The sequence below is a fragment of the Tunturibacter psychrotolerans genome, from assembly GCF_040359615.1.
GTDB classification, from domain to species: Bacteria; Acidobacteriota; Terriglobia; order Terriglobales; family Acidobacteriaceae; genus Edaphobacter; species Edaphobacter psychrotolerans.
This window is the reverse complement of record NZ_CP132942.1, coordinates 3,415,546-3,442,045: the sequence shown is the minus strand read 5'-3', so window position 1 is coordinate 3,442,045 and position 26,500 is coordinate 3,415,546. Positions and strand designations below refer to the sequence as shown.

At 55.4% G+C, this 26,500-nt stretch carries 22 protein-coding genes and 2 tRNA genes; 5 read left to right on the top strand and 19 right to left on the bottom strand.

From position 1 onward, the window contains the following. Positions 1-9: 9 nt before the first annotated feature. Positions 10-768: an amidohydrolase family protein gene (locus RBB77_RS14270; RefSeq protein WP_353062415.1), complete on the bottom strand. Its 759-nt coding sequence runs from the start codon at positions 766-768 to the stop codon at positions 10-12. Between the two features lie 168 nt (positions 769-936). Then, entirely contained in the window at positions 937-1,869 is a 933-nt protein-coding gene (locus tag RBB77_RS14265) for an aldo/keto reductase (protein WP_353062414.1), read from the bottom strand. A 293-nt stretch (positions 1,870-2,162) separates the two neighbouring features. On the opposite strand from RBB77_RS14265, the gene RBB77_RS14260 reads away from it, so the two are divergent. Further along, entirely contained in the window at positions 2,163-3,812 is a 1,650-nt protein-coding gene (locus RBB77_RS14260; protein ID WP_353062413.1) for an alpha-L-fucosidase, read from the top strand. A gap of 108 nt (positions 3,813-3,920) precedes the next feature. On the opposite strand, the gene RBB77_RS14255 is transcribed toward RBB77_RS14260, so the two are convergent. Then, a complete protein-coding gene (locus tag RBB77_RS14255) occupies positions 3,921-4,829 on the bottom strand; it encodes a tetratricopeptide repeat protein (RefSeq protein ID WP_353062412.1) in 909 nt (302 codons plus the stop codon). Between the two features lie 542 nt (positions 4,830-5,371). Here RBB77_RS14255 and RBB77_RS14250 point away from each other — a divergent pair. Beyond that, entirely contained in the window at positions 5,372-9,043 is a 3,672-nt protein-coding gene (locus tag RBB77_RS14250; RefSeq protein WP_353062411.1) for a TonB-dependent receptor, read from the top strand. 111 nt (positions 9,044-9,154) lie between these two features. Here RBB77_RS14250 and RBB77_RS14245 read toward each other — a convergent pair whose 3' ends face one another. The 8 genes from RBB77_RS14245 to RBB77_RS14210 all read right to left on the bottom strand — a co-directional run bounded on the left by RBB77_RS14245 (position 9,155) and on the right by RBB77_RS14210 (position 18,411). Then, the gene (locus RBB77_RS14245; RefSeq protein WP_353062410.1) at positions 9,155-9,403 is read right to left on the bottom strand and encodes a hypothetical protein; all 249 of its coding nucleotides are present in this window, start codon (positions 9,401-9,403) and stop codon (positions 9,155-9,157) included. Beyond that, positions 9,375-9,779 carry a hypothetical protein gene (locus RBB77_RS14240; RefSeq protein WP_353062409.1) on the bottom strand — a complete coding sequence of 135 codons (405 nt, stop codon included), beginning with the start codon at positions 9,777-9,779 and terminating at the stop codon, positions 9,375-9,377. The genes RBB77_RS14245 and RBB77_RS14240 overlap by 29 nt, the downstream gene beginning before the upstream one ends. 165 nt (positions 9,780-9,944) lie before the next feature. Beyond that, the gene (locus RBB77_RS14235) at positions 9,945-11,828 is read right to left on the bottom strand and encodes an alpha-L-arabinofuranosidase C-terminal domain-containing protein (RefSeq protein ID WP_353062408.1); all 1,884 of its coding nucleotides are present in this window, start codon (positions 11,826-11,828) and stop codon (positions 9,945-9,947) included. A gap of 139 nt (positions 11,829-11,967) precedes the next feature. After that, the gene (locus RBB77_RS14230; RefSeq protein ID WP_353067633.1) at positions 11,968-12,687 is read right to left on the bottom strand and encodes an L-ribulose-5-phosphate 4-epimerase; all 720 of its coding nucleotides are present in this window, start codon (positions 12,685-12,687) and stop codon (positions 11,968-11,970) included. Between the two features lie 43 nt (positions 12,688-12,730). Beyond that, positions 12,731-14,185, bottom strand: coding sequence for an L-arabinose isomerase (gene araA, locus RBB77_RS14225; RefSeq protein WP_353062407.1), 1,455 nt, complete (start codon positions 14,183-14,185; stop codon positions 12,731-12,733). Between the two features lie 21 nt (positions 14,186-14,206). Continuing rightward, complete coding sequence (locus RBB77_RS14220) at positions 14,207-14,449, bottom strand: hypothetical protein (RefSeq protein WP_353062406.1); 243 nt, start codon at positions 14,447-14,449, stop codon at positions 14,207-14,209. 38 nt (positions 14,450-14,487) lie between these two features. Further along, positions 14,488-16,230, bottom strand: coding sequence for a sodium:solute symporter family protein (locus RBB77_RS14215; RefSeq protein ID WP_353062405.1), 1,743 nt, complete (start codon positions 16,228-16,230; stop codon positions 14,488-14,490). Positions 16,231-16,803: 573 nt separating this feature from the next. Then, positions 16,804-18,411 (bottom strand): ribulokinase, encoded by a 1,608-nt coding sequence (locus RBB77_RS14210; protein ID WP_353062404.1) that lies wholly within the window; start codon positions 18,409-18,411, stop codon positions 16,804-16,806. Positions 18,412-18,595: 184 nt separating this feature from the next. On the opposite strand from RBB77_RS14210, the gene RBB77_RS14205 reads away from it, so the two are divergent. Further along, positions 18,596-19,672 carry a LacI family DNA-binding transcriptional regulator gene (locus tag RBB77_RS14205; protein WP_353062403.1) on the top strand — a complete coding sequence of 359 codons (1,077 nt, stop codon included), beginning with the start codon at positions 18,596-18,598 and terminating at the stop codon, positions 19,670-19,672. Positions 19,673-19,773: 101 nt separating this feature from the next. On the opposite strand, the gene RBB77_RS14200 is transcribed toward RBB77_RS14205, so the two are convergent. The 8 genes from RBB77_RS14200 to RBB77_RS14165 all read right to left on the bottom strand — a co-directional run bounded on the left by RBB77_RS14200 (position 19,774) and on the right by RBB77_RS14165 (position 23,969). Continuing rightward, positions 19,774-20,289 carry a tetratricopeptide repeat protein gene (locus RBB77_RS14200; RefSeq protein WP_353062402.1) on the bottom strand — a complete coding sequence of 172 codons (516 nt, stop codon included), beginning with the start codon at positions 20,287-20,289 and terminating at the stop codon, positions 19,774-19,776. 219 nt (positions 20,290-20,508) lie between these two features. Continuing rightward, complete coding sequence (locus RBB77_RS14195; RefSeq protein WP_353062401.1) at positions 20,509-20,907, bottom strand: hypothetical protein; 399 nt, start codon at positions 20,905-20,907, stop codon at positions 20,509-20,511. Between the two features lie 158 nt (positions 20,908-21,065). Beyond that, the gene (locus tag RBB77_RS14190; protein WP_353062400.1) at positions 21,066-22,625 is read right to left on the bottom strand and encodes an MFS transporter; all 1,560 of its coding nucleotides are present in this window, start codon (positions 22,623-22,625) and stop codon (positions 21,066-21,068) included. A 192-nt stretch (positions 22,626-22,817) separates the two neighbouring features. Then, a tRNA-Glu gene (locus RBB77_RS14185) sits at positions 22,818-22,894 on the bottom strand. Positions 22,895-22,922: 28 nt separating this feature from the next. Next, positions 22,923-22,999 (bottom strand) — tRNA-Glu (locus RBB77_RS14180). A gap of 98 nt (positions 23,000-23,097) precedes the next feature. Then, positions 23,098-23,373, bottom strand: coding sequence for a DUF507 family protein (locus tag RBB77_RS14175; RefSeq protein ID WP_353062399.1), 276 nt, complete (start codon positions 23,371-23,373; stop codon positions 23,098-23,100). Continuing rightward, complete coding sequence (locus RBB77_RS14170) at positions 23,370-23,648, bottom strand: DUF507 family protein (protein ID WP_353062398.1); 279 nt, start codon at positions 23,646-23,648, stop codon at positions 23,370-23,372. Before RBB77_RS14170 ends, RBB77_RS14175 begins: the two co-directional genes overlap by 4 nt. A gap of 72 nt (positions 23,649-23,720) precedes the next feature. After that, a complete protein-coding gene (locus RBB77_RS14165; RefSeq protein ID WP_353062397.1) occupies positions 23,721-23,969 on the bottom strand; it encodes a (2Fe-2S) ferredoxin domain-containing protein in 249 nt (82 codons plus the stop codon). A 212-nt stretch (positions 23,970-24,181) separates the two neighbouring features. Between RBB77_RS14165 and RBB77_RS14160 the strand changes: the two genes are divergently transcribed. Both RBB77_RS14160 and recJ read left to right on the top strand, forming a co-directional pair. Then, positions 24,182-24,640 (top strand): hypothetical protein, encoded by a 459-nt coding sequence (locus tag RBB77_RS14160; RefSeq protein WP_353062396.1) that lies wholly within the window; start codon positions 24,182-24,184, stop codon positions 24,638-24,640. Positions 24,641-24,649: 9 nt separating this feature from the next. Further along, positions 24,650-26,470: a single-stranded-DNA-specific exonuclease RecJ gene (recJ, locus tag RBB77_RS14155; RefSeq protein ID WP_353062395.1), complete on the top strand. Its 1,821-nt coding sequence runs from the start codon at positions 24,650-24,652 to the stop codon at positions 26,468-26,470. Positions 26,471-26,500: the final 30 nt, after the last annotated feature.

The following is a 26,500-nucleotide window of genomic DNA, read 5'->3' as shown; positions in this document are numbered from 1 at the left end:
AGCAATCCCCTAACTCGAAGTTTCATCTCTCAATTCTTCGAATAAGAATCCAGTTCTGCGTCTAGTTGATAAACATTTGCTGCGACCACTCCAAAGATGAAGTCCTTTTCCGAAGCCGTAAGGGCCGAAAGCAGCAGGTCCAGTTGCAAACCAACGCTCATAACTTGAGGCCACCGTGCACACAGGACAGTCGGAACCGGCCATCAAACGTTGTGGGCCGAACGCCTCCAGGCTTAGGTCGAAATATGGTCTCAAATCATCAGCCGCCCATGTTTGCCAAGCCGCCTCAGTTACCAGGCCAGAGACCTTACAGTAGACGTGCTCCCGTTTCGCCAGTTCACGGATCTGGTTGCTCCATGGCTCCAGAGCTCCCGCAGCAATACTGGGCTTGGCCATATGGTCCAACACAAAAATCTGGTTAGGATGACGATCCACCATATCGATCACCTGCGGCAGCATGTGGTTTACAACCAGAACGTCATACACGAGACCTGCCCTGCCGACGGCGGCAATACCTTCATTGAAGGCATCACGCAGCATGTAGTCGTCCGGTTCGGCCTGTAGGACGTGGCGAAGCCCTTTCAGCAGGCGATGCCGTCGAAGCTCTTCCAATACCGCCGGAAATTTAGGTCTAGTAAGAGGCGCCCAACCAACCACGCCACAGATCCAGCGTTCTCCCTCCGGTTGTGCCTCGGCAAGTTCCAGCAGCCAGCGTGTCTCCTCGATGCTCTGTCGCGCTTGTACGCTTACCACGCCATCTATACCCACTTTTTCAACTCCAAAGCCAAATCCTCAGGAAGAAAGTCTTGTCGTAACGCACTCATCGAATTGTCAATCCATGCATATTGTTCGGCCGAGTAGCGCCAGAAGTGGTGATGAGCATCGATGCGTCTACGCGCGCGACCTTGGGCGGTCACCAACTGGTCCTTATTCCGATCAACCATAATTCTCTTCCCTGCCAGACGGCCACACGGCATTTTGATCTGGCACAATGACCGCTTGTATCTCTGCGATTAGCTCATCATCATCTACGGCGTTGAGTGCTCTCAAATTTTCATCTACCTGACGCTGTGTAGCCATACCGACGAGTGTGCTAGATACGTAAGGATGGGCAAGACAAAAACGAATCGCAAGCTCTGGCAGACTCACGCCTTTCGCCTTGCAAATAGCCTCCACTCGTCGACTTGCTGCATGGACTGCGGGCTCAGCGGGATGCCATTCAGGCGCCCCGTTCTCTGTAAGCATTCCCATGTGCAGCGGAGACGCATTGATCAGGCCAATTTCGTGTTGACGCGCGAACGGAACTAGGGCTACGTCCATGTCCGTGACCAACAGGTTATAGCGGCAGTAGCTCAACATGGCGTCTACCGGCAATTCGGCAGCCACACGAAGCAACGTCTTTAGGGAATATCCAGTAATGCCGATATAGCGAGCCTTCCCCTGTTTCTGTAGTTGCCTCAACGCCGGAAGAGTCTCGTTTATAACCTGTTCCGTGTCACCAAACTCTATGTCATGCACTTGTAGTAGGTCGACGTAGTCCGTGCGAAGTCGGCGCAGTGAGCCCTCCAGACCGCTGGTGACGCCCCTCGGGGAAAAATCAAATATATGGTCGCCGTAGCGACCGCACTTCGTCGCGAGAATAACGGAGTCACGTTTTCCTACAAGAGCGCTCCCGAGACGTTCTTCAGCCAAAGTTAGCCCGTAGTAAGGGGATACATCGAATAAATTCACGCCTTCATCGATAGCATGATGGACAGCCTGCGTCCCCTCCTCAGGATTCGTCCGAAAAAATACGTCCCCAAGGGGGGACGCCCCAAACCCCAACAAGGAGACATTCAATTCAGTCAGACCAAGCTTCCGGTAGCGCATCGCACAGACCCTTTCAAAAGTCTACAGTTCCCTCGGTCTGACTAGATGTTCCCAACGCTCGAGTCCCGCATTTGAAGTAACAGAGTTCTCGAAAGAAGCGCAGTGATTTCAGAATTGCCTCGTGCTGCCTTCTTTGTTAGCACCCTCGCCTGATCGTCTCTCTTGGAACGCTTCTTGAATTTCTGCGTTAAATGTAGAGATGAAATAAATTTGCATCGTTATAGTAAACGTTATAGTAAGCCGATTCCAAGTAAACTGTGGAACAAATGATGATTCGAATGCGAAAGTCAGGAATGAGCACAAATCCCTATACCCCGCTGCACCCAACATTCCTATCGATAGCAGCATGCTTTCTCGCCTTGAGTTCAGTGTGTCCACCACTGCACGCTCAAGGTGCTAAGGCGGATCACCCTACCGAAGGTCAAAGCGCAATCGCGATCGACGAAGCATGGCAGAAAGCCAGCTCTAAATACGACAAACAACGCGATGACATTCTTGCGACTGTTCAAAGAGTATCCGCCGCAGGGCCCTTCCGACCCGACTGGCAATCCCTTTCAACCTACGAAGTCCCCGAATGGTACAAGGACGCAAAGTTCGGCATCTTTATCCACTGGGGCCTATACTCGGTTCCGGCCTTCGGCAGTGAATGGTATCCCCGCGAGATGTACGTCAAAGGATCGGAGGTCAATAAACACCACTTGGCGAAATACGGCCCGGTGACCAGTTTTGGCTACAAGGAATTTATCCCCATGTTTAAGGCTGAAAAATTCGACCCCCAGGCATGGGCGAGACTCTTCAAAGAATCAGGTGCACGCTACGTCGTGCCGGTCTTTGAACACCACGATGGCTTTGCCATGTACGACAGCGATCTCTCTGACTGGACTTCAAAAAAGATGGGCCCCCACCGGGATGTGGATGGAGAACTCGCAGCAGCCATACGTGCCGAGGGCCTTCATCTGGGTGCCTCGTCACACCGCATTGAACACGATTGGTTCTTGGACGGAGGACGCAAACAGGATTCTGATGTCAACGAGCCCAAGTATGCAGATTTCTACGGCCCAGCTCATCCCAGAATCGATGCCAATCACGATGTATTGGCCGAAGACTGGACCTACCTAAGTCCCGCTTATGCCAGAGACTGGGTCGCGCGCAATGCTGAAATTGTGCAAAAGTATAACCCTGAGTTAATCTACTTCGACTGGTGGATCGGACAGCCATCGGTACGTCCATATCTCGCTCAGTTTGCAGCCTATTACTACAACGAGTCCTTGAGACACGGCACTATCGGCATCATCAACTACAAGCTCGTCGATATGGAAAAGCACTCCGCGGTTCTCGACATCGAGCGCGGCCAGACCTCCTCAATTCTGCCGGTCACTTGGCAAACCGACACCTCCGTAAGCAACAAATCGTGGGGATATATAGAAAATGACACCTTCAAGACACCCGCCGTCATCATTCAGCAGCTCGCCGATGTCGTCAGCAAGAACGGCAATTTGCTAATGAATATCGGTCCGCGCTCTGACGGTACAATCCCGGATGAAGTGCAGCACATCCTGCTCGACGTAGGGGGCTGGCTAAAGGTGAATGGCGACGCCATCTACGGGACTCGTCCCTGGTCCGTCTTCGGCGAAGGTCCCACAAAAGTAAAGGAAGGCTCGTTCCACGACACCGACACGGTCCCCTATACCCCGCAAGACTTTCGCTTCACCACAAAGGGGGGTGTTCTCTACGCCATTGAGATGGAATGGCCCGCAAACGCAGAGGCTGTAATACAAACCCTTGGCAGCGGCGAAACTGGTGCGAGGAGTGTCGGCAGTGTAAGTCTTCTGGGGCATGACGGCAACTTACCGTTCACGCAAGAGGCCGACGGTTTGCACATCCAGATTCCTTCCGTCAACCCCGGCAAGTACGCCTACGTTTACAAGATATCTTTTGAGTAATGGCGTTGCCAGTCGAATCGGACATCCGCGCGGCAACCGAGAGTCTTATTGCGCATAGCATAGTGGAAGTTTAAGGGCACCTGAATACAAGACTCGGGGCCCCAACCTTCATCGCGTAGGCGTTGAGTGCGATCCGTAGAGTTCCGCACTCCGTTGCAGTTCGTTCCGGCTCTTTTCCATTTCGCCGCTCCGTTTGTACGCCCGTCCCAGCAAGTAATGAAACCGCGGGTTCGACGGCTCCAGCGCAACGGCCGTCTCCAACGCTTTTTCCGCTTCAGGTAGTCGGTTCAAAACCACTAAGGCTTTACCCAATGCCTCATGGCACTGCGCACAAGTTGGCGCAATTACGGTGGCCCGCATCAGTTCCTCAGAGGCCTCCTGAGGCCGGTTCTGGTCGATCAGCAGTATCCCGAGGTTCAGCAGCGGTTGCTCACTCTGGGACGCCGTGTTATTTTGCAACGCCACAGCCTGGCGATACGCTTCCATCGCCCTCTCGGGCTGATTCTGAGCCGCAAGCGCCAGTCCGAGGTTGTTCTCCACCTTCATGCTTTGGCTATCGAAAACAAGTGCTCGCCGAAACGAAGACTCCGCACCCGAAAAGTCCCCATTACTGTACTGCGCACGTCCCAGGCTGTACCAAGTGTCAGCATTGTTCGGAGAAAGCTCGGCTGCACGCCTTAGCCAACGGATCGCATCGGCGTAATCCTCTAGGAGAATATAGTCCAGCCCGACGAGGCGCAGTTCTTCGCCCGTAGGACGGCGTTCAGCCGCAGCTTTCGTAAATATGCGTAGTGATTCCTTCGGTTGAGCTCTCCGCATTAGAACCTCGCCGAGAAGATAGAGACCGTCTGCGGAATTTGGCTCGTGTTCTACAAACTCTCGCAGGACCTCCTCTGCGTTTGCAAAGTCGGAGTTGTGCATGTCCTGCTTCGCGCGTCGCAACGGATCTTCTTTAGCTGCTTCCGTTCCGCCACTTGAAGCCATCTGGTCGGCAAATGGAGTGAAAGCACTGCTCAAACTATCCAAACTCTTGACCGGAGAAAACGACAAACCCATTAACGGAACCGTGAGCGGTCCAATGACACAAACAGCCATTGGCAGCAAATAAAGTCTCGCTCGCCAGATCCGAAATGCCGTCGAATTTCCTTTTGTTCGCATCATGCCCGTTCCGAGGTCATTCAGTGTAAACATTTTCTTAGACGATCTCGATACCACACGGAGTAACATGCAAATTCTACACAGCCGTGATCTTATTCGGGACAGAAACTCCCTCTTCTAAGAGGTCAAATTGCGTTGCCGGATCCTCAATAGACGATCAAGTAAACGATTTTGAACCAAACGGACCCAAAAAAGTAATACTTTTGATTGACATTTTCAATTGCGACCAAATAGGATCGTCGCGTTGAAAATCTTTGAGTAATCGTTTACTTGAAACGGAATTGTATACCTACGTCGAAGCTTTAAGAGCCAAGAACCGACTGCTGAATCGCTTAGAACGGGCTCCATCCAATCCTCTCTGTCCATGGATCAGGACGGGCCTACATTTTGGAGGTCTACCAATGCGATTTCTAATCAGATACACCTCTCTCCTCGGGCTGATGATCACATTTCTCCTGTCCTTCAGCAACTATGCCAACGCGCAGTCCAATCAGGGAGCGATCTCAGGGCTTGTCACAGACGCTAGCGGAGCAACCGTCGCCGGAGCTGCGGTGGTCGCGCTCAACGTCGCCACAGGCCAGACTGCAACAACCGTCAGCAGTTCCGCCGGAGACTACCACTTCCCGTCCCTCCAAATCGGCAGCTATACCGTCAGCGTTGCGGCCCGCGGCTTTCGCAAGATCGACAGGACGAACGTAGTCGTGCAGATCCAGTCCGTAACCACGCTCGATGTGAGCCTTTCCATCGGTTCCGAAACCGAAACTGTTACAGTCAACGTCGACGCGCCGCAGGTTCAGACCGAGAGCGCCGACGTCGGAACGGTCGTCTCGCCCAAGCAAGTGCTTGATCTTCCACTATCTACAAATGGTTCTGCCATCCGCAACTCGCAGGACTTCGTCTTCCTCACTCCCGCGACCTACGGCACTGGAACCAGCGGTGGCACCTTTGAGGGCGGCGTCTCCGGCGGGCAGGCCTTCGGCAGCGAAATCCTCTTCGACGGAGCCAGCCTTCAGGTAGAAAGCTTCGGCGACGGATTCGCCAACGAAATCCTTCCCTCCGTCGAAGCGACCGGTGAGTTCAAGGTCCTGATCGGCGGTATCCCGGCACAATATGGACGAACCACCGGCGGTATCCAGAGCTACGCGTCCAAATCCGGGACCAACGACTATCACGGCACAGCCTTCGAGATCTATCGCAACACAGATCTCGATGCCAACACCTGGTTCAACAATCTCGATCGCGGTCGCAACGGCCCTACCTCCAGCAACGGCACCCCGCCCGACAACAAAAATAACTATGGCGTTGCCCTGGGCGGACCCGTGCGCATTCCGCATCTGTACAACGGCAAGGACAAGACATTTTTCTTCTTCGCTTGGGAGCAATTCCGCCAAACCCAAGGCTACTCCAACCTCATCACTCTGCCAACGCCAGCCAACCTTAAGGGCGACTTCTCGGCCAACATCGGCGCACCGATCCTCGACTCAAATAACAAACAGATCATCAATCCCTGCGATGGAACTCCCATCCGCGCAGGCCAGGTCTTTGACCCCTCAACCACCCAGACCGTTAACGGCCAACAGTGTCGCACTGCCTATCTCAACAACATCATCAGCTCTCCGATCAGCCCGGTAGCCAAAGCCATCGTCGGCTACATTCCGCAGGCGTCCAATGCGCTCACCAACAACTTCACCTTTGCCGGAACCTACCCCATTATCAGTACTGCCGAATCCATTCGCATCGATCAGGCCTTCGGGCAGAACAACAGAGTGTTCGTCTCCTACAACGTCCGCGACAACGTCCGGAACAACAACAATCTTCCTCAATTCCAACTCCCCGTCACCTCGTTTCTAACATCCCAGGATCTTCCAACACACCTGGTCCGCGTTGGGTACGATCACATCTTCTCGCCAACCCTGCTGAACCACGCCTTGATTGCCTTCACTCGTGTGCTCAACAAGGAAGGCTTCATCACGCCATCACAGGGCAAAGACTACTCTCAAATTGTCGGACTTCCAGGCGGCAGCGGGTTCTACTTTCCCGGCATTCTCATCAATGGTCCTAACAACAATGAGAGCAGTAGGGTAAACTTCGGCGATTACGTTGATCCGAACAACAACGGGTTCAACTCAAAGATCTCCGACAACTCCTACTACATCAGCGACGCCATTTCCTTGACCAAGGGCCGTCACAACCTAACCATCGGTGGCGAATACCGTTACGCAGTCTCCATCTCCAGCTTCATCAGCGTGGATAGCGGTAGCACTGTCTTCGGCCGAGCACAGACAGCCGGAACCCCCACCACCACCGCCAACAGTGGAGACGGATTCGCGAGCTTCCTCCTCGGGCAGGTCGCACAGGCCACCGTCAAGCAGAACTTCGTCACCATTCGGAACGTCGGCCAATACAGTGCACTCTATGTTCAGGATGAGTTCAAACTCAACAAAGATCTCAACCTGTCCCTCGGACTTCGCTACGACGTCGATCTCCCGTTCAAGGAGTTCCACAACTTCGGGTCGCAGTTCAACCCCAACATCATCAACACCGGCGCGCAGGGCACGAATACCCCTGGAGCTTTGGAGTTCGCCGGCAACGGCGCAGGAAAGGACGGCTTCAGCTCCCGCTATTCCAACGTCTACTACAAGAACGTCGAGCCGCGCGTAGGCGTTACCTGGGCTCCGAGTTCGCTCGATCACAAGACCGTCTTCTCCGCTGCTTACAGTGGACTCAATGCTCCCATCCTCCAATGGCAGCAGATATATGGTGGAGTCCCTGCAGGCTACTCCTCCATCAGCCAGATCAATAACAACGCGAACCCCTTCACAGCCGGCGAACTACTCGATCCCGGCTCGCTCCATAGCCCCGGCATCGCCAATCCCGGAGAATTTGGCGTTCCAAACATTCCCACGAGCCCCAGCTTTGACCGCAGCCAGTTGAACGGCCAGAACGTCAACTACACTCGACGCGACTTCGGCAAACCGGGGTACGACCAGACCTGGACCGCCACCGTTCAACAACAGTTCGCGACCGACCTGATCCTTACCCTCGGATACCTCGGTGAGCGAGGCATTCACCTCGGCTCCAACCTGCTCTACCTCAACAATCTCCCTCAGCAAAACTTCAACCTCGGCTCCCAACTCAGCGATCCATTCGCGGGCACAGGTGCGCCGGTCGACGGAGTTCCCGAACCCTACGCTGGCTTCCAGGGAACCGTTGCGCAGGCCCTGAGGCCCTTCCCCCAATACCACACCGTCAACACCGGTGCCTACGGCGAAAACCACGGCCAGTTGTCCTACAACGCGCTGACGGCAAAGCTGGAACGCCGCTATCGCAACGGACTCAACCTCCTCGCCTCCTACACCTGGTCGAAGATCCTCACCGATACCGGCAACATCATCGGTGGCAGCCTCGGAGGCGCCTACACCGCCAGCATCCAGAACCCCCTCAACCTCAAAGCAGAAAAAGCCGTCTCCCCACAGGACACGCCGCAGATCTTCGTCATCAGCTACATCTATGACTTGCCCTTTGGTAAGAACAAGGCCTTCCTGAGCCAAGGCCGCGCCCTCAACTACATTGTCGGCGGATGGTCAGTCAGTGGCATCCAGAGATACCAGAGTGGCCAGCCCCTGAGCTTCGGCTGCGCAACTGCTATTCCCGGATACGACAACTGCATACGCTACAACTTCGTGCCTGGACAGAGCCTGCGTTCAGCTGCCAGAAGGAACGGATCGTTCAACCCTGCAGTCGCGGGATCGAACCTCTGGTACAACCCCGCTGGCGTTAGCGATCCCAACGCCAACATCACAAGAACAACCTCCTATGCCTTCGGCGACAAACCCGCCTATGAGGCCGACGACCGCGCCTTCGGCTACCTCGAAGAAGACTTCGGCTTGATCAAGCGGACTTTCATCACCGAACGCGTAGCTTTCCAGTTCCGTGCCGAAGCCTTCAACGCCTTCAACCGACACGTCTTCAATACTCCTGACAACAATCCCCACGACTCCGGCTTCGGTACCGTTGGGTCGACAGCCAATAGCCCACGTTCTCTCCAACTCACCTTCCGCGTGGAGTTCTAACCACAAAGAAGCAAACCGCGGGGCCAGAACAGTGTTCTGGCCCCGATCTCTTTAAGCACACTGATTTCGAACTCTAAGAAACAGTCCGTCGACTCCATGCCAGATGAGCGGTCACAAGCCCAGAAACACAGGCCGCATGTGCCGCTCAAATAGGTTGGCTGTCACGTTCCGCGAGATGACGGTCTCATGACTCTCCAACTCCTTGAGGTAGCGGTCTCCCAGCTTAGCCGCCACTTTGAACCCCACATGAAGCAGCTGCCGAAGGCTGCGATTGTACTTCCCGTTGTTCTGATCGTGCCGGAGCGCCGAGGTGAACTGCTCACTGCCCCATTCATTGACAGCCTCCGGCGTCGGCAGCAATCTCAACCGCCGCAAGAAGCTTGTGCGCCACGCCTTCCACAAACTGTCGGTCCGTTTTAAAAGGTAGCTCTACATTTGAAATATTCACCGTGCCGACCAATTCAGGATGACTTTGCACGAACCTTGCCACCTCTTTCGGATCGGCCGGCTTTCCGATCAGGTCTGCGACGTCCAACGTGAAGAAGTCGCACGGAGCAAGAAAGCGGCTCACAGTGTTCATGTTGATATGGTCAGCGTCAACAAAGTAGGGCTTGCTCCAGCCGAGCTCTCTTACGGCGGAATCTGCAGCTTTGCGAGTCGCATCCGGCTCTGATCTGATGATGAGATGTTCGCGGTTGGATTTGTTCCACACCGGCCTCTGACGGGGCCCTGCCAAGAATCGACCTCCTTTGTCGTCCAAGGACTCGAATAGGCGATCCAGCTTTAGGGGCTTAGAGGCTTCCCCTACGGCGTCAATATAGAGCTGCAACTCGTTGTTGGCCCAACTGACCGATCAGTAAAAAGATATCTCCTAAATCGGGTTCATATACAGCTTCTCCACCTATTGCAGAGGAATGTCGATAACTTCAATCGTATTTCCCGTCAGACTGTGTCTCCAGTTCTTCGGGGTGACCGTTACTTTTGAAAAGATCGGTTTGATAACATCCGGCCTGCTGATGGTGTTTGTATCCCACCATGTTGCAGCATGCAGCGAATTCATTGCCGCGGGACCATCCTTTGCTCCTGTCACATCCATCATGAGTTCCTGAGTCTTGTCCGAACCATTCACCAGTTTCAGGTGCAGCATCTTATCGTTTGTGGATACGGTTGCCGACCAGAAGAAGCGCGGATTCACCTGTTCCGCTTCCGACATCACAGTATGATCGCCAAGATGTTGCGCAAACAAGACCTGAGCCCAGTAGCTTGGTGATCCGTAACAGTGAAGCGCATCGTAGCCGATCAAATCCGTCGACCACTGCATACCGCCCGGATTCACATTTGTCAGCAGCGGAGCATAGCTAGCCATCACGATAAGGTCGCTGTTTCGCTCCATACTTGTCATCCACGCCGCATCGCCCAGTGCTGCACCGAAATTCGGCGTCGGAGAACCCATCCGCGTCGCCCACTCGCCCACAAAAATCTTTGGACCGTTTCGGTCCATCGTGTCGTACTTATGAACCAAATCGAAGAACTCCTGCGGAGTCAAATAGTAGTGATCGTCGATAACGTCCGGTATCGCGCTCTTCACTGGGGTCGTCGCAATCAACTTGTACTGCGGATACTTCGACCGGATCGCCTTGGCGAATCGCTCGAATCGCTCCTCGTAGCTCCCCGACTTATCGAACTCATCTTCATTGCCAATCTCAATGTAGTGCAATGCGAACGGCACCGGATGTCCATCCTTGACCCGCACTGCACCCCACTTTGTGCTGGCATCCCCCGTGACATATTCAATCTCATCCAACGCATCTTGAATGAACGGCTCGAGCTCCTTACCGCCCACATGCTGTCCTTTTAAGGAATATCCAGCGTAGACCGCCAGAACCGGATCCATCTTCAAGTCTTCGCACCACTCCAGAAACTCAAGCAGACCCATTCCGTCGGTAGACTGATAGTTCCAAGGGCTACGGTGCGTCGGACGGTCAATCAGAGGACCCACAGTTTCCTTCCAATTAAACCGCTCTTCAACAGTATCGCCCTCGAGGTAGTTGCCACCTGGCAATCGTAGAAAGTTCGGATGCATGGACGCGAGCATCTCCATCAGGTCCGGCCGGTTGCCATTTGGGCGATCGTGAAACGTCGGTGGAAACAGAGAGATCAGCTGGAAAGAAACGCTGCCCGGATGGGTGAAGGTGATCTCAAGATGGTTCTTCATGCCTGGTTTAACACCCGCCGCAGTCTTCAGGCTGTAGCTATACCGCCGCCAATCGCCATCCTTCACATCCACGGTAGTCTCGGCCAGCGTTGCCGCCGTCTCATCCGCGACTAACTTCGCACGAGCGGTACCCACCCCTTCCGCCTTCGCATAAAAAGATCCTCGATAGATCGTCGAAGGCCGCACTGCCATCCCCCAATAACCGGCGTTAGCCAAACCCGCCTCGTTCCCGGGAGAACTCTGTTTGATGGTCAACCTCAGGCTCTTGTGCAGCGCCTCGCTCGGCCCAGTCTCGTCCGCGTCGAACTTCTCTTGCGCGTTACCTTGCGTCACTGTCACCCAATGCTCGAAGCGCGGCCAGTGCGCATCGAAAGTTCTGTTCCGCACCATCTCGCCATAGAGCCCTCCGTCGTAGGAGAAGTTGATCTCCTCCGTCATCAACCCATACAGCGTGGGGCTGACCGGTGATGTGTTCACCGAAGCGTCTATCGTAAGTTTGGCGGTTTGAGCCGTCACACAAACCGAGCCGGCCAGAAGGGTGTAGGCAAGAAATCCGGAGACGCATTTCATAAAATAAAATTCCCTTAGTATTAGGTTTTTCGAGACGCGCCCGAGTATACGTTTCCCAGACACTCTGTGCGACGAATCCGTTCTCCTACCAACAGACAAAGCTTTGCTACATGGGAAATGCCTTCTCCCAGTCGACGCCTTATGACGACTTCCCCTGCCCGTACGTCGCGTCTCTTCCGTGCTTGCGAAAATAATGCCTGTCCAGCAGCGCCTGCGAAACCCCTATCGCATTTGCTTCAAGCGACACCGTCCGATAAGCCATGCGTGCCACCGCCTCCAGCACCACGGCATTGTGCGCGGCATCGTGCGGCGTCTTCCCCCACACAAACGGAGCGTGGCCGGCCACCAGGCACGCCGGCACTGCCATCGGATCAATCGCTTTCGAATCACCCTCCCCCTTAAAGCGCGCTACAATCGCCAATCCGGTCTCGTGAACATACCGGCCGCCGATCGCTTCATCCGAGAGCGGCAACGTCACCGGGACAGGCCCGTAAAAATAATCCGCATGCGTCGTGCCCAGCGCAGGGATTGGAAGTCTGGCCTGCGCAAAGCTCGTAGCAAACTCAGAGTGCGTATGCACCACTCCGCCGATTTCGGGGAACTCCCGGTACAACAGAGTATGCGTATCCAGATCTGACGATGGCCGCAGCTCACCCTCAACGATCTTTCCTTCAAGATCGGCGATGACCATATGCTCCGGCTTCATCTCATCGTAAGCAACGCCGGAAGGCTTGATCACGACAAGCCCCTGCTCCCGATCAACGCCCGAAGCATTTCCGAAGGTGTACAGAACGAGCCCCTGACGCACCAGCTCCAGGTTCGCCTCCAGCACCTCTTCCCTCAGCTTCTCCAGCAACATCGCTTCCTCGCTTCCCTTCTTCCAAGCTAAAAAACACACACGCTTATCGAAGTTGCCGGCGCAGCTCACGAAGCCGAGTCTCCGCATCAATAACGATCAGCTCGATCCCTCCGATCTCCGCAAAGTCCTCCATATGTTCCGTCGTCAAGGCCTGGCTGAAGCCCGTATGATGCGCTCCCCCGGCATAGATCCACGCAGCCGCAGCAACCTTCAGGCTCGGCTTTGGCAGCCACACAGCCCGCGCCACTGGCAGTTTCGGCAGAGGCTCATCCGGCTGAACCACATCCACTTCATTCACAATCAGCCGAAACCGATCTCCTATATCAATCATCGAAGCCACCACCGCCGGCCCGCTCGGGGCCGTAAAGACAAGCCTCACCGGATCGGCCTTCCCGCCAATCCCAAGAGGATGTACCTCAAGCGATGGCTTCCCTGCCGCAATCGATGGGCACACCTCCAGCATGTGCGATCCAAGAACCTTCGGAGTTCCGCTGAAATCGTACGTGTAATCCTCCATAAAGGACGTGCCACCCGGCAGCGCATGAGCCATCACCTTCATCGTGCGAACCAGGGCTGCGGTCTTCCAGTCTCCCTCACCGCCGAACCCATAACCGTCAGCCATCAGACGTTGTGTCGCAATTCCAGGAAGTTGTCCAATCCCATGCAGATCCTGGAAGGTATCGGTAAAGGCGCCAAAGTTACCGTCTTCGAGAAAAGCACGAAGACCTAACTCAATCCTGGCCGCCTCGCGCAACGCATCGATCCTGTCATGTTCCTTCGCTATCGAATAGGACTCACGGTACTCCGCGACCAGCCTGTCCACCTCAGCGTCTGTAACCTCGTTCATCCGCACAACGAGATCGCCCACGCCATACCCGTTCACGCTATACCCAAGTTGTACCTCCGCGGAGACCTTGTTGCCCTCTGTCACCGCAACCTCGCGCATATTGTCACCGAAGCGAGCCACCTTCAGATTCTGGGATTCGTGCCAGCCCGCAGCGGCCCGCGTCCATGCAGCGATCTCCGCGATCGTCTCCGGATCCTGCCAGAAGCCGACCACCACCTTGCGTGCCAGCCGTAGACGCGCAGTAATGAATCCGAACTCACGGTCTCCATGGGCCGCCTGATTCAGATTCATGAAGTCCATATCGATGGAGGACCAAGGAAGCTCACGGTTGAACTGTGTGTGAAAGTGCAGGATCGGTTTGACAAGCGAACTCAGGCCCGAGATCCACATCTTTGCCGGAGAAAAAGTGTGCATCCACAGAACGAGCCCAATGCATTTCTCCGCGTTATTCGCCTCTCGGCAGAGCCCGCGCACCTCCTCTGCCGTCGTGAGAACGGGTTTGAACACGACCTTGAACGGGATCGAATCTTCTGCGCTCAGAGACTCAGCAACCTTCTGCGAGTTCTCTGCTACCCGGGCCAGCGCTTCGGGACCATAAAGATGCTGGCTCCCAGTCACAAACCATATTTCAAGACCCTCAAAATTATTCATGTTTCTCTTTTCTAAGCAGCTCTAAGTTTTATTGATGTCACCCGTCCGCGGCCGGAAGCGAACGGTGTAAAAGCCGCCGAACAGAGTCAGCAGCAGGCCCCACCAGAACGTGGGATGAAGCTGATTGAGAACTGTCGGAGCTTCACGATGCGCAAGCCACTCCCAGGCCCCATACGGCAGCAGTACCAAACCGTAAAGAAGCGTTAGCCCGCCCACGAAGAACCAGATCGAGAGCATCTCGCCACGTCCTGTCCCCTCAGCCATCTCAACTACCTCCGCGCACCGTATGTGCTCTCAATAAACTAGAAAAAAACGATATTGAGAATGAAAAAGATCACGATAACCACGACCGCCCAGAAGGTCGGCTTCTGCCACAGACCCTCCGCACCGTCGTCTGGGAGAGTGGTAGCGCCATAAACCAGACCCGAGAGCTTAGCGACAGGTGTAGCTTCTGTGCAATAACTCACTGCCACCGTCACAACGACACAGATGATCCAGCTCCACAGAGCCCGATACAGATTTTCCGCCATGGGTCGAGCATCGACCGAGAGCGCGATACGGCTGAGCGCTGCCGCTCCGCCATAAGTCGTATAAAGCCACATTCCGATCGAACTGACGGTTCCGGCGAGCAGTCCCCAGAAGCCTCCGGCCCGAGTCGCCCCCTTCCACAGCATGCCCAGCACCACGGTGCCAAATAGAGGGGCGATGAAGAAGCTGAACAGCGCCTGAACGTAGTCCATGATCGATGCGGCGTTGGCAACCAGGTACGCGGTGCCGATCGAAATCAACATCCCAACCACCGTCGACCATCGGCCCATCGAAACATAGTGCTTGTCGGAAGCCCTCTTGTTGATAAAGGCGCCATAGATGTCATAGGTCCAGACCGTAGAGAAGGCGCTAACATTTCCGGCCATCCCGCTCATGAAACCCGCAATCAAAGCTGTGATTCCAAGCCCCAGCAGGCCAGGTCCACAGTAGCGGATCAGCATCAGAGGAAGCACCTCGTTATAACTGTAGGGGTGTTGTGCGTTGACTGCATTCTCCCCGACCAGGTGGAGGATTGAGCCGTCAGGGTTCTTGAGCACCGCCAGCGCAAGCAGGCCCGGTACGATCACGATTAAAGGAACAGCCATCTTGAACGCTGCTCCAATGATTGGAGCCATCTTGGCGGCGCGCAGGTTGTTGGCAGAAAGCACGCGTTGCACCACTAGAAAGTCAGTGGTCCAGTACCCGAAGCTGATCACAAATCCCAGGCCGAAGACGATACCGGTCCAGTGGACGCCCATCGGATTGTCTCGGAAGTGGCCCAGCGTGGTCCACAGGTGCGTGTAATCGGAAGATCCGACATTCTGCGCGATCTGGGCCTTCAGGTTTACCCATCCTCCAGCCTCGACCAGGCCGAGGATCGGAATCAGCGCCGCTCCCGCCCAGATCAGTACGAACTGAAGGACTTCATTGATGATCGCGGATCGCAGGCCGCCCAGCATAACGTAGACCGCGACCGTGACCGCGCCAACCCAGATCGAAAAGCTTATATTCCAGCCGAGAACAACCTTCATCACCAGGGCCATCGAATACATGTTGACCCCAGACATCAGAATGGTCATGAAACCGAAACTGATCGCGCTAAGCCCCCGAGAGCCCTCGCCAAAGCGAAGCTGCAGATACCCAGGCACGGAGTGTGTCTTGGAGATGTAATAAAAAGGCATCATCACGACGCCCAGAAAGAGCATGGCCGGGATCGCGCCTATCCAATACCAATGCATCGCCAGCATGCCGTACTGGTAGGCCGCGCCTGCCCAGCCCATCAACTCCAGCGAGCCGAGGTTGGCCGAAACGAAGCTTAGCCCGGCAATCCACGCCGTCATCTCACGGCCCGCGAGGAAGAACTCCTCACTGGTATTCGTAGACCCCTTCACATAAAAACCGATGAAGATCACGAGTACGAAGTACAGCGCGAGGATCAGAATGTCGATCGGCGCGAGATGCGTGAGCTGACGATTCATAAGGGTCATAGAGGCGATAAGAGCTATGTCCAAATTCATAATTGAAGCGTATTCTCCAGCGTACTTCTCGAACACAGCTCAGATGCTTTCATGTTCAGCCTGCAAGAAGGTGGGGCGGAATACCGACCGGGAATTCGCAGAGCTTCGACCTTGGGAAACGTTTTCTGAAGCCCCACGTTACAAGGTCAACTTCTTCCCTGTCAATAGAAAAGCATTGGAAACGCTCTGTCCGATCGCATAGGTTTCGGCGCCTATAACTTTGATCTCAGAAAGCAACGTCACTTCGCCCGTCTTTTCTAACTGCCCTCGGAAGACAGGTCGAAATTTTGGCCTCAGCGACTTCTCTCGACCTCGCCCGCGGGCCCAGACTCGGACGCCTACCTCGTAGCGCCTGCATCTGACCACAAAAATAAACCTTTAAACCCTGTCACTTTTTTCGACCCAGAAAATCGCACGTTTCCAGCCATACAAATCACCACAACTTCACCACATTTACCATGCAGAAACACCACGATTGCGCATCACTTTTTTGAAAATACCCCAGAAATCGCACGGAATCCCTACGTAAAAAAAATACTTGTGAACAGCGGGAAATCCGACCCAGATTAAAGCTCACATCAACGACAATTTTGGCTCAGAAGTCGCGATGCGCGCCTGCGCAGCAATGCGGCGCAACTCCGGCAGTACATGGCCCATCTCCGCAGCAGCGCTGCCAGGTCGGCCAAACGCAAAATAAACCTCTCGATAAAGCCGGAATAGCTCGTTATACCGCTCAACAGCTTCAGGACGCGGAGTGTAGGCCTTGAGCGGAAGGCACATCTTCTGCTGCGCCTCTTCAATGGAGGCAAACACGCCAGCCGCGACCAGCGCGAAGATCCCAGACCCCAGGCTTGTGGGAACTCCATCCGGCACCAGCACGGTCTTGCCGAGCACATCCGCGTATACCTGATTCAGCACAACATTACTCTGGGGGATTCCACCTGCGTTGATCACTCTTTCAACCGGAACACCATGCTCGGAGAGACGCTCCAAAATGATTCGCGTGTGAAATGCCGTGCCCTCAATGGCAGCGAAGAGCTCGTCCTTGGCAGTATGTATGAGGTTCCATCCAAGCGTCAGCCCCCCAAGATCGGGGTTCACCAGTACCGTGCGGTCCCCGTTATCCCAACTCACGCGCAGCAATCCCGTTTGTCCTGGCTTGTACTCCTCCAATCCTGCTGAGAGGGTACGAACGTCTGTGGCTGCCCGTCGGGCGATCGCATCAAAAATATCCCCCGTAGCAGACAGGCCAGCTTCAATACCAGTGAACTCCGGGTGCACGCTTCCTGGAACGACTCCGCAGACCCCCGGGACAAGCCGTGTCTCGCGGCTCATAGCAATGATGCACGTGGATGTGCCCACGACATTCACAACATCACCCTCACGACAACCGGCGCCGATCGCGTCCCAGTGAGCATCGAACGCCCCCACTGGAATTGGTATTCCGGATTTCAGCCCCATCTCTCTAGCCCAGTGATGGCTGAGATGGCCAGCAATGTAGTCCGATGTGCGGTAGATGCCATCCAGCTTGGCACGAATCCCTTCGAACAGAGGATCCAGACGCGAAAGAAACTCCTGCGGCGGCAGTCCGCCCCAGCGTGGATTCCACAGCCACTTATGCCCCATCGCACATATACTTCGTGACACCAACGCCGGCTCAGTAACGCCGATGAGGGTTGCTGCGACCATATCGCAGTGTTCTAGCGCCGTGGCGAAACGTTTTCGCTTCTCTGGGTTGTTGCGCAGCCAATAAAGCAGCTTCGCAAACCCCCATTCATGGGAGTAAAACCCCCCGCACCAATCGATCGCTTCGAGGCCTTCAGCATGGGCCAATGCAGTGATTTGCCGCGCTTCTTTGTGCGCACGGTGATCGCACCAAAGCAAATATTCATCAAGTGGTCGAAGCTGCGCGTCGACCGGAATTACGCTTGAGCCAGTAGTATCAAGTGCAAGTGCGACAACATCGGTACCGTTCACCACACTCTGCTGAAGCACGTCACGCATTGCCTGAACCAGGGCGTGCATCTGGTCTTCGTGAGACTGGGTTGCAAAGTCTGGGTCTTCCCGTTTTCGGTGTAACGGATAGTTCGCGGACGCGGTGCCCAACCTCCCACGTTCACTATCCAGAAGACTCACTCGCACACTTAACGTTCCAAAATCTACCCCGGCGGCGATTGTCATTTAAATCCTTGGTTGGAACTAAAAACGACGGCAACCTATTAATATTATGGCCGTCTTAGAATTCAGTAAACGTTTCCTAAGTGGGACAGTAGCGTTCTAAGGGCTTGGATGTCAAGCCTGAGTCTCTTCTCGCTTGTAACTGCATCACGCCTTATCCTTGTAGGATGTTTCAGGATCAAACACGATGAGACGTTCAGCAAAGATCCATGCCACACCCAAGATCGATATTCACGGCGTTGCCGCAAGAGCGCGCGTCTCCATCGCTACAGTATCGCGAACGATCAACCACGTACCCACGGTCGATTCACAGTTGGCCGAACGAGTCTGGAAGGCCGTAGCCGAGTTGGGATATTTTCCCAACACACAAGCACGAGCCCTGGTCTCAGGCAAAAGCAAACTCCTTGGCTTGATTGTCTCCGAAATCACCAACCCGTTTTTTCCGGAACTCATCCAAGAGTTCGAACAGGTAGCAGTAGAACATGGATACGAGATCCTAATCGGCTCAACCAACTATGAGACCACGAAAATGGAGCTGTGCGCGCGGCGGATGCTTGAGCGCAAGGTAGATGGTGTCGCCATTATGACCTTTGGCATCGAGGACTTCCTTCTCGATCGCTTCGCCGTCGACAACATACCCGTAGTCTTTATCGATCCTGCGCCCTCGCGCCCACTAAGCAGTGTTCTAGCAGTTGACTACCGTGCAGGCATCAATGAGGGCGTGCAGCATTTAGCCGTTCTAGGCCATCGCAAGATTGGATTCATTAGCGGCCCCCTTCGCTTGCGTTCCGCGGAAAGTCGAAAAGCGGCCTTTCTAAACTGCTTGAAGTCTGCGGGAATCAAAGTTGACCTCTCGTGGATGATCGAAGGAGATCATACGTTGGATGGGGGCCGGGATGCGATGCAGCAAATTCTCGCGCTAAAGCATTTACCCACTGCGATCATGTGTTCCAACGATATGACAGCCATCGGTGTGCAGCATGCTCTCTTTGAAGCGGGGTTCAAAGTCCCCGAAGACTTTTCACTGATTGGCTTCGATGACATCCACTTAGCTGAGTACACGATTCCACCGCTTACAACCGTCCGCATGTCCTGCAAAGACCTTGCACAAAATGCAGTGGGTGCCCTCTTGTCCAATCTAGATCCGGCAAACATAAAGCCAGGGGCTACTAACAAGATCAGTACGCGCCTGATAGTACGCCAGACCACTGGCCTCCCCAAGGATGCCCTTTCTGACCTTAATCCAAAGAGACGCCGTCGCTAAATTTCATCGCCCGTCGGGAACTGTTGGTTGAAGCATCTGCCTAATCAGCAGCACCTCGAATATTGGCCAAATTTGCGATTACCCATGTTGCACGCGTTGACTCAGTTGCTCGTCTCGCTCCGTCGTGCTAAAACACGGCGGGCGAGAACAACAGCTGCTTGTGGGAGAGGATCCCCCCGAACAATCAAGATGAGGACCTTCTGATCGCGTGCAAGGTTGCACCAGCACGGCCACAAGGCACTCCCGCTCTCCGAGACGCCAGAGTACATCCCCGAGATAACTCTGGTCAGCGCCCAATCCAGTGGCTCACAATCGTGAGTACGTATCTCCAGCGCCGCTCTGAACACGATAACCGCCTTCTCGAGCTCTGCCGTCCCATTCTCACGCTCCGCTAGTGCCCAGAGCGCGTTGCCCAAATTGTTCTGAGCTCTTGCCCACTCGAAAGGCACATGATCGCGCGTACGTTCCTCGAGTGCCGCCTCACAAACAGGCACGGCCTCTTCGAGCCGCTCATTCCCACTCTCACGCTCCCCGAGAACCTGGAGTGCGTTGCCCAAACTGTTCTGAGTTTTTGCCCACTCCGAGGGCGCAGGTTCGCGCGTGTACCGAGAGACCAACTCACGATATACATCGTCGCTTGCGCCAAAACGACATTGTCTCCCTTCTGGTCGCCATGGTCTTGAAACGCATCTGCGGACCGGGTCATATACTTGAACCGAAGCGATGGATCGCCTCCCCCACAAACTCCGCCGCTCCCTTGAAGTGCTTCGCCGCCCGCAGATAATCCAGCCGTGTGAGGCTCAATTCCGCCTGCTCCGCGCGGAAGTCGGCTTTGATCAGACGCGCCCGTCGGGCAGTGTCATATGCCTCGCGCTCCAACGCCTCAGCCCTAGCTTGTCCTGCGTCTCTTCCGCCTGGAAGATCAGATCGGCAGCGCGATCGTAGTCCGCAGAAGACCCTGCGTTGCGAATCACCTCCCGCGCTGCCTCGATCAGGCTCCGCGCTCCGTCATCCTCCGGATCAAGCGACCTCAAGCGGCTAAGTTGGTCGTTGTGCCGCTGGGCCACCAGGGCCAGCTTGTCCGCAAGTTGCTCCAGCGGGACCTCATCCTCCTTCAAAATCCTGAAGAACCCGAGGAGTGCCCTCCGGCTTACATCCATTTGCTTCGCCAGCTCATCAAGCTGCCTAACAAGCCCATCATTTTTAACTCGCAAAGCGGAGGTCGCAGATTCCAATAATATGGCTATCTCCTCAGCCACTACAATCTAAGCCTCCAAGAATCAACTAAATACCGCAAAAACAGCGGTTTAGCTGACCCACCCTTCAGTCCCCAGCCTGAAAGCTGGCAGAGAGCAGAAGAGTTTCCAGACACCGGGGGAGCCTTTCTCAGACGCTACGTTTCTTTCGAGTGTGTATAGATCAGGTGACTCGAGACCATATCTTTGGCGAGATAACTCAGCATACGGCGCTCCAATTCGGTGTCCGCTCGGGTAAGCCGCTCATGTTGACGCAGATGTTCCGCCCACGAATTCACCAACATTACCTCTAGATAGCGGTCCGCAACTTCGATGTCGTGAAAGACTCCCCAGCTATACGCACCGTCCCGACGTCGTATCCGACCATACTGATGGATCGCGACCACGAATTCCGCATTTCGTTCTGGAATAACAGAGTATTCGATCGTAACCAGCACGGGTCCCTGTTCAAAGTCATTGTCTCCAACTACAAGAGGCATACGCCAGTGGTTCCAGGGACTAAGGTCCGCGGGCGCGTCAGGAAACTTTGCGAAAAGCGCTAGCACCGTAGTAGCGATTGTTCCAATCCCGGCCGAGATGAGAGCAATCCCGACGCCCGCTCTCTGGGCGACAGCGCCCCAGACCACGCTCCCGAGAGCGAAACTTCCCTGAAAAACCAGTATGAAGACTGCAAGGACTCGCGCCCGTACCCACTCTGGCGCCAGATTCTGTACCAGGGTGTTGATCAGAGAAATAAAAAGTATCCATGCCGCACCGCCAATCAGCATGACGGGAGCGAGTGTGCTCAACCGGTGAAAACCACTGGTCATTGCAATCGCGGCCCCGAGAATCACCACTCCCAACGAAAGAATAGACTCCGTGGACCATCTGGCACGGGCCGGCTGCATAATCAATGCACCTAAGACTGCGCCCAACCCAAAGCATCCGAGCAAGAGTCCATAGCCTATTGCACTCTTATTGACGCTGTGAGCAACTGTTGGCAGTAACGCGAAAAGCGCGCTCGCAAAAAATGTGACCACGCCAGTCCGAACCACGACAGTGAGAATTGCGGGCGAGTAGCGTACATAGCGAATGGCGGCAACCGTGGCTCCTGTGAACGTCTCCGGTGGCGTGGTCAGCTTGCGAACTGGCCTCTTCCACTTCGCAACAACCAGGATGACCCCGAAAAACGCTACGAAGTTCGTCACAAATGCCGCAGCCACACCGGCGGCGGCTATCACGACACCGGCGAGCGCGGGTCCAACAGCTCGGGCAAGATTGAATTCGATCCCATTCAGTGCTGACGCTGCCGCTAGGTCCTCCTTAGGCACCAATTCGGGCAGGACTGCGCGCCACGATGGGGTTTCGAATGCCTCCCCCGCCGATAGCGCAAACGTCAATACCAGCAACAACCAAGGAGACATAAATCCGCCGATGGTTAGCACGCAGAGAAGGAGCGCTACGCCCGCCATCCACACTTCGGCGGCGAGAATCAGCTTGCGGCGGTCCACAATATCTCCAGCAGACCCGGCGGGGAGGGATAGCAGAAAATATGGCAGAGACGAAGCGGTTTGCGTGAGCGCGACGTAAATCGGCCCCGCATGAAGTGACACCATCAGCCACGCAGCGCCAACAGTCTGCATGAACGCGCCGATATCGGAGACGACATTCGCAGCCAACAGATTGCGGAAGGTAGGTACGCGCAACGGTCGCCACAAGCTCGACGCCCCCTGTGGGGCCGACCTCGGTTCAGCGGTATCTGTCAATTGGCTGTGCCCCGGTCTCTTGTTAGCCATCGGTCCTAGCCAGTCTGGCGACTCCAGCCTCAAGATGCAACTGGCTGCACGTAAGCGCATCAGACCATCTACATCTGAGCCCTCTTGCCACTTCTCCGTCTTTAGTTGATAGTTTGGTAGCGCCAACGGGGATCGAACCCGTACTCTCAGCCTTGAAAGGGCCGCGTGTTAACCAGTTACACCATGGCGCCAAAACACGAAATTGCAGAAAGCAAGGATTGGTAGCGTCAACGGGGATCGAACCCGTACTCTCCGCCTTGAGAGGGCGGCGTGTTAACCAGTTACACCATGACGCCAGAAACCAAACAGGAGAGGCACTTCTCCACTGCGATAAACAAATTATATCAGCTAATAGCGCCGCCGACCGCCTCGCGCCTCTCTGAAAAAGAAGCTCTTACAACCCGAGCTTCTTCACCTCATCGTTGTAGTACTTGCGGTACAGGATGTCCCACTCCTGCGACCCTTCCACGATGATCTTCCGCTGCGAAGAGATCTTCTGCCGAGCCGCCGCATCGATCTTCGTCTCATCCGTCAGCAACTTCTCGAGCGCCTTCCGAGCCTCCTGCCGAATCGTGTTCCGATCCTCCAGAAAATCAACCTCAGGAATCTCTGCCAGAGTATCGGCGACCGTATGAGCCAGCTTATTCAGTTTGTCGCGAGAGATTCTCACAGCACCGCCTTGTACTTGCGGGCGAGCTCGTTCTTCACCTTTTTGAACATCTCCGGATAGCTCGCGCCCGACTTGCGCATATCGTCCTGGAAGGCTTCGAGAATCACCCGAACTTCATCATTGATCCGGTCTTCCAGCGCCAGTTCATCCACCATCCCCACAGCGACGCGTTCGTTCACCAAGGCTGGCTTGTCGGTGTGGATCATCTTCTCCGCGACCAAATGTTTCACAGTCTGGCGCGCCAGGTATCCAACGTAATCTTTTGAAAAAATCATTTGACTTTCCTTCGAATATACCACGCAACTCGACGCATCCACCTTCTATTCATCACTTACGTCGGCGCTTTATCATTTACGCTCTCCCATCGGTTTATGCGGACAACGCTCCGTATTCAGGCACGTATCCGCCAGCCGCAACCGCTCCACCGGCCGCCCATGCACAAGATGTTCGTTCACAATCTCGTCCACATCTTTCACGTGAACAAACCCATACCAAACGGCATCCGGATAGACCACCACAACCGGCCCATGCTCGCACTGGTCCAGGCAACCCAATTCGTTAGCGCGGACCTGTCCCTTCAATCCAGCCTCCTTCACTGCCTCCTTGAAAGCCGACTTCAGCTTCCCACTGTGCTCCCGGCTGCAGCTTGGTCGCGCGGCGCTCTCGTCCCGCTCATTGGTACAAATAAAAACGTGATGCCTGAACTTTGCCAATCCTGAATTCCCTTTCTCTCACAACCCCTTCGCCAAGCGCGCACCCGCGTCTTTCCTGTGCGATGCACCGGCGTTTCTGAGACAATACTTATCGAATGCAACCTGACAATCTTATCTCGCTTAAAGACGACATGGTGGCCTTCATCGCCGGCCACGGCATGCGTCGCCTCAACGCTTACGTCACGGAAGACGTCCCCACCGTTATCTTCGAAGAAGAAAACCCCGATGGATGGAAGGACTTCGTCGAACACGCCAAGGCGGCAGGCTCCCCGTTTGTCACCATGAGCGAAGTCATCCTCGAGAAGGCCGACGTCGCCATCCTGCTCGATCAGCTTCGCGACCAGACCTTTCCCGACGACCACTCTGAAGAGATCGACGACGCCGAATACCTCGTCAACCACGTCGGCAAAGTCGGCTACCTTCAGCTCGGATTCGCCCATCAGGGCGTCATGTTCATCTTCGAAGTCGCAACCGACTGGTACGACAGCTTCCAGAACCTGATGGAGACCGTCACCGACCTCGGCGGCATCGTAGTCGACGACAGCGACGAGTAGATCAAGACAATGTCCACCGCCCAGATCGGGCCGCCGCAATGGATCACACGCTCAGCAGACGATGCCGCCGTCCAGCATCTCGCTGAGAATCTACGCTGCCCCAAAGCCATCGCCAGGCTTCTCGTCTCCCGTGGCATCGCAGATCCCGCAGCCGCCCACGCCTTCTTCAATCCTTCGCTCGACGACCTCATCGATCCGATGCTCATGCTCGGCATGGATATCGCCGTCGCTCGCATCCAGCAAGCAGTTCGCACCAGCGACCCAATCCTCATTTATGGCGACTACGATGTTGACGGCACCACCGCCACCGTTCTCCTCAAAACAGCCATCGAACGTATTGCCCCCAAAGAGACTCCCGCCAGGGTCACCTACCACGTCCCGCATCGAATCCGCGAGGGCTACGGCATGCAGACCGGCGTCCTCGGAGAAGCCGCTGCTTCAGGCATCCGCCTCGTCATTAGCGTCGATACCGGCATCCGCGCCTTCGCAGCAGCAGAAGAAGCCAAAGCCCTCGGCATGGACCTCATCGTCACGGATCATCATCTCCCCGACGGTGCCATCGGCGTCCCGGAGGCAGTTGCAGTCCTCAACCCAGCCCAGGAAAACTGCCCCTACCCGTTCAAATCTCTTTGCGGTGCCGCAGTTGCCTTCAAACTGGCACACGCGCTCTTGCTTGCCGCTGCGGAGACTGAAGAGCAGCGAGCAAAGTTAAAGCGTGGCCTGATTCCTTCCTTTCTAAAGCTCGTCGCCATCGCCACCATCGCTGACTCCGTTCCCCTCGAAGGCGAAAATCGCGTCATCGCCGCACTTGGTCTCAAAGAACTCCGCAATCCTGTCCAGCCTGGCCTCCGCGCCCTCATGCAAGTAGCACAGATCCCCATCAACCGCCCTCCGAGCGCCACTGAAGTAGGATTCCGACTCGCACCTCGCATCAACGCCGCCGGACGCATGGACATCGCTAGCGACGTCGTAGAGCTCTTCCTAACCAAGGATCCAGCCCGCGCCGCCGACCTCGCAGAAAAGCTCAACCGCCTCAACGACGACCGTCGCGCCACCGAAGCAAAAGCCCTCGAAGCCATCGAACTCCAACTGGCAGCTCTACGAGAAAACCTCGGAGACTTCCCCGCCGGATGCATCATCCTCGACGACCCCGAGTGGCATCGAGGCGTCCTCGGCATCCTCGCCTCCCGCGTAGTCGACCGCACCGGTAGGCCCGCAATCGTGATGACGCACGAAGACGGCCACGCCCACGGCTCCGGCCGATCCATCGCAGGATTCCACCTGCTGGAAGCTCTGAGCGCCGTCCACGAACCGGTCACCCCGTCAGACGCTCCCCTCTTCTCACGCTTCGGCGGCCACGCTCATGCAGTCGGCTTCTCCATGCCCTCCAACCAGACGCAGCTTCTGCGGGACCGAATGCAGCTCTACGGCTCATCAAGACTTACCGAAGAGATCATGACGCCTCCCCTTGAGTGCGATGCTGAACTTCTCTTCAGCGATCTGACTCAGGATTTTTTCGATTGGCTCACTCGTTGCGAACCCTTCGGTATCAGCAACCGCGAACCTGTCTTCCTCACCCGCAGGCTCACCCTCACCGCTCCCGTACGCTTCATCAAAGAAAAGCACATCTGCCTGCAGCTTCAGCCTCCCGGCGAAACCATTCGCTTCAGTGCACTTGGATGGAGTCGCACCACCGATTGGCCTGCCCGATGCGCTGAAATGGCCCTCAGCAACGGCTCCCTGATCGATGTCGCCTACAGATTGAAGGCCAAAACCAACCCCCAATTCCCCGGGCTGGAGCTGGAGCTTGTCGATTTTCGACTCTCGTGACTTGCCTCCATTGCGGGCGTTAACTACCTT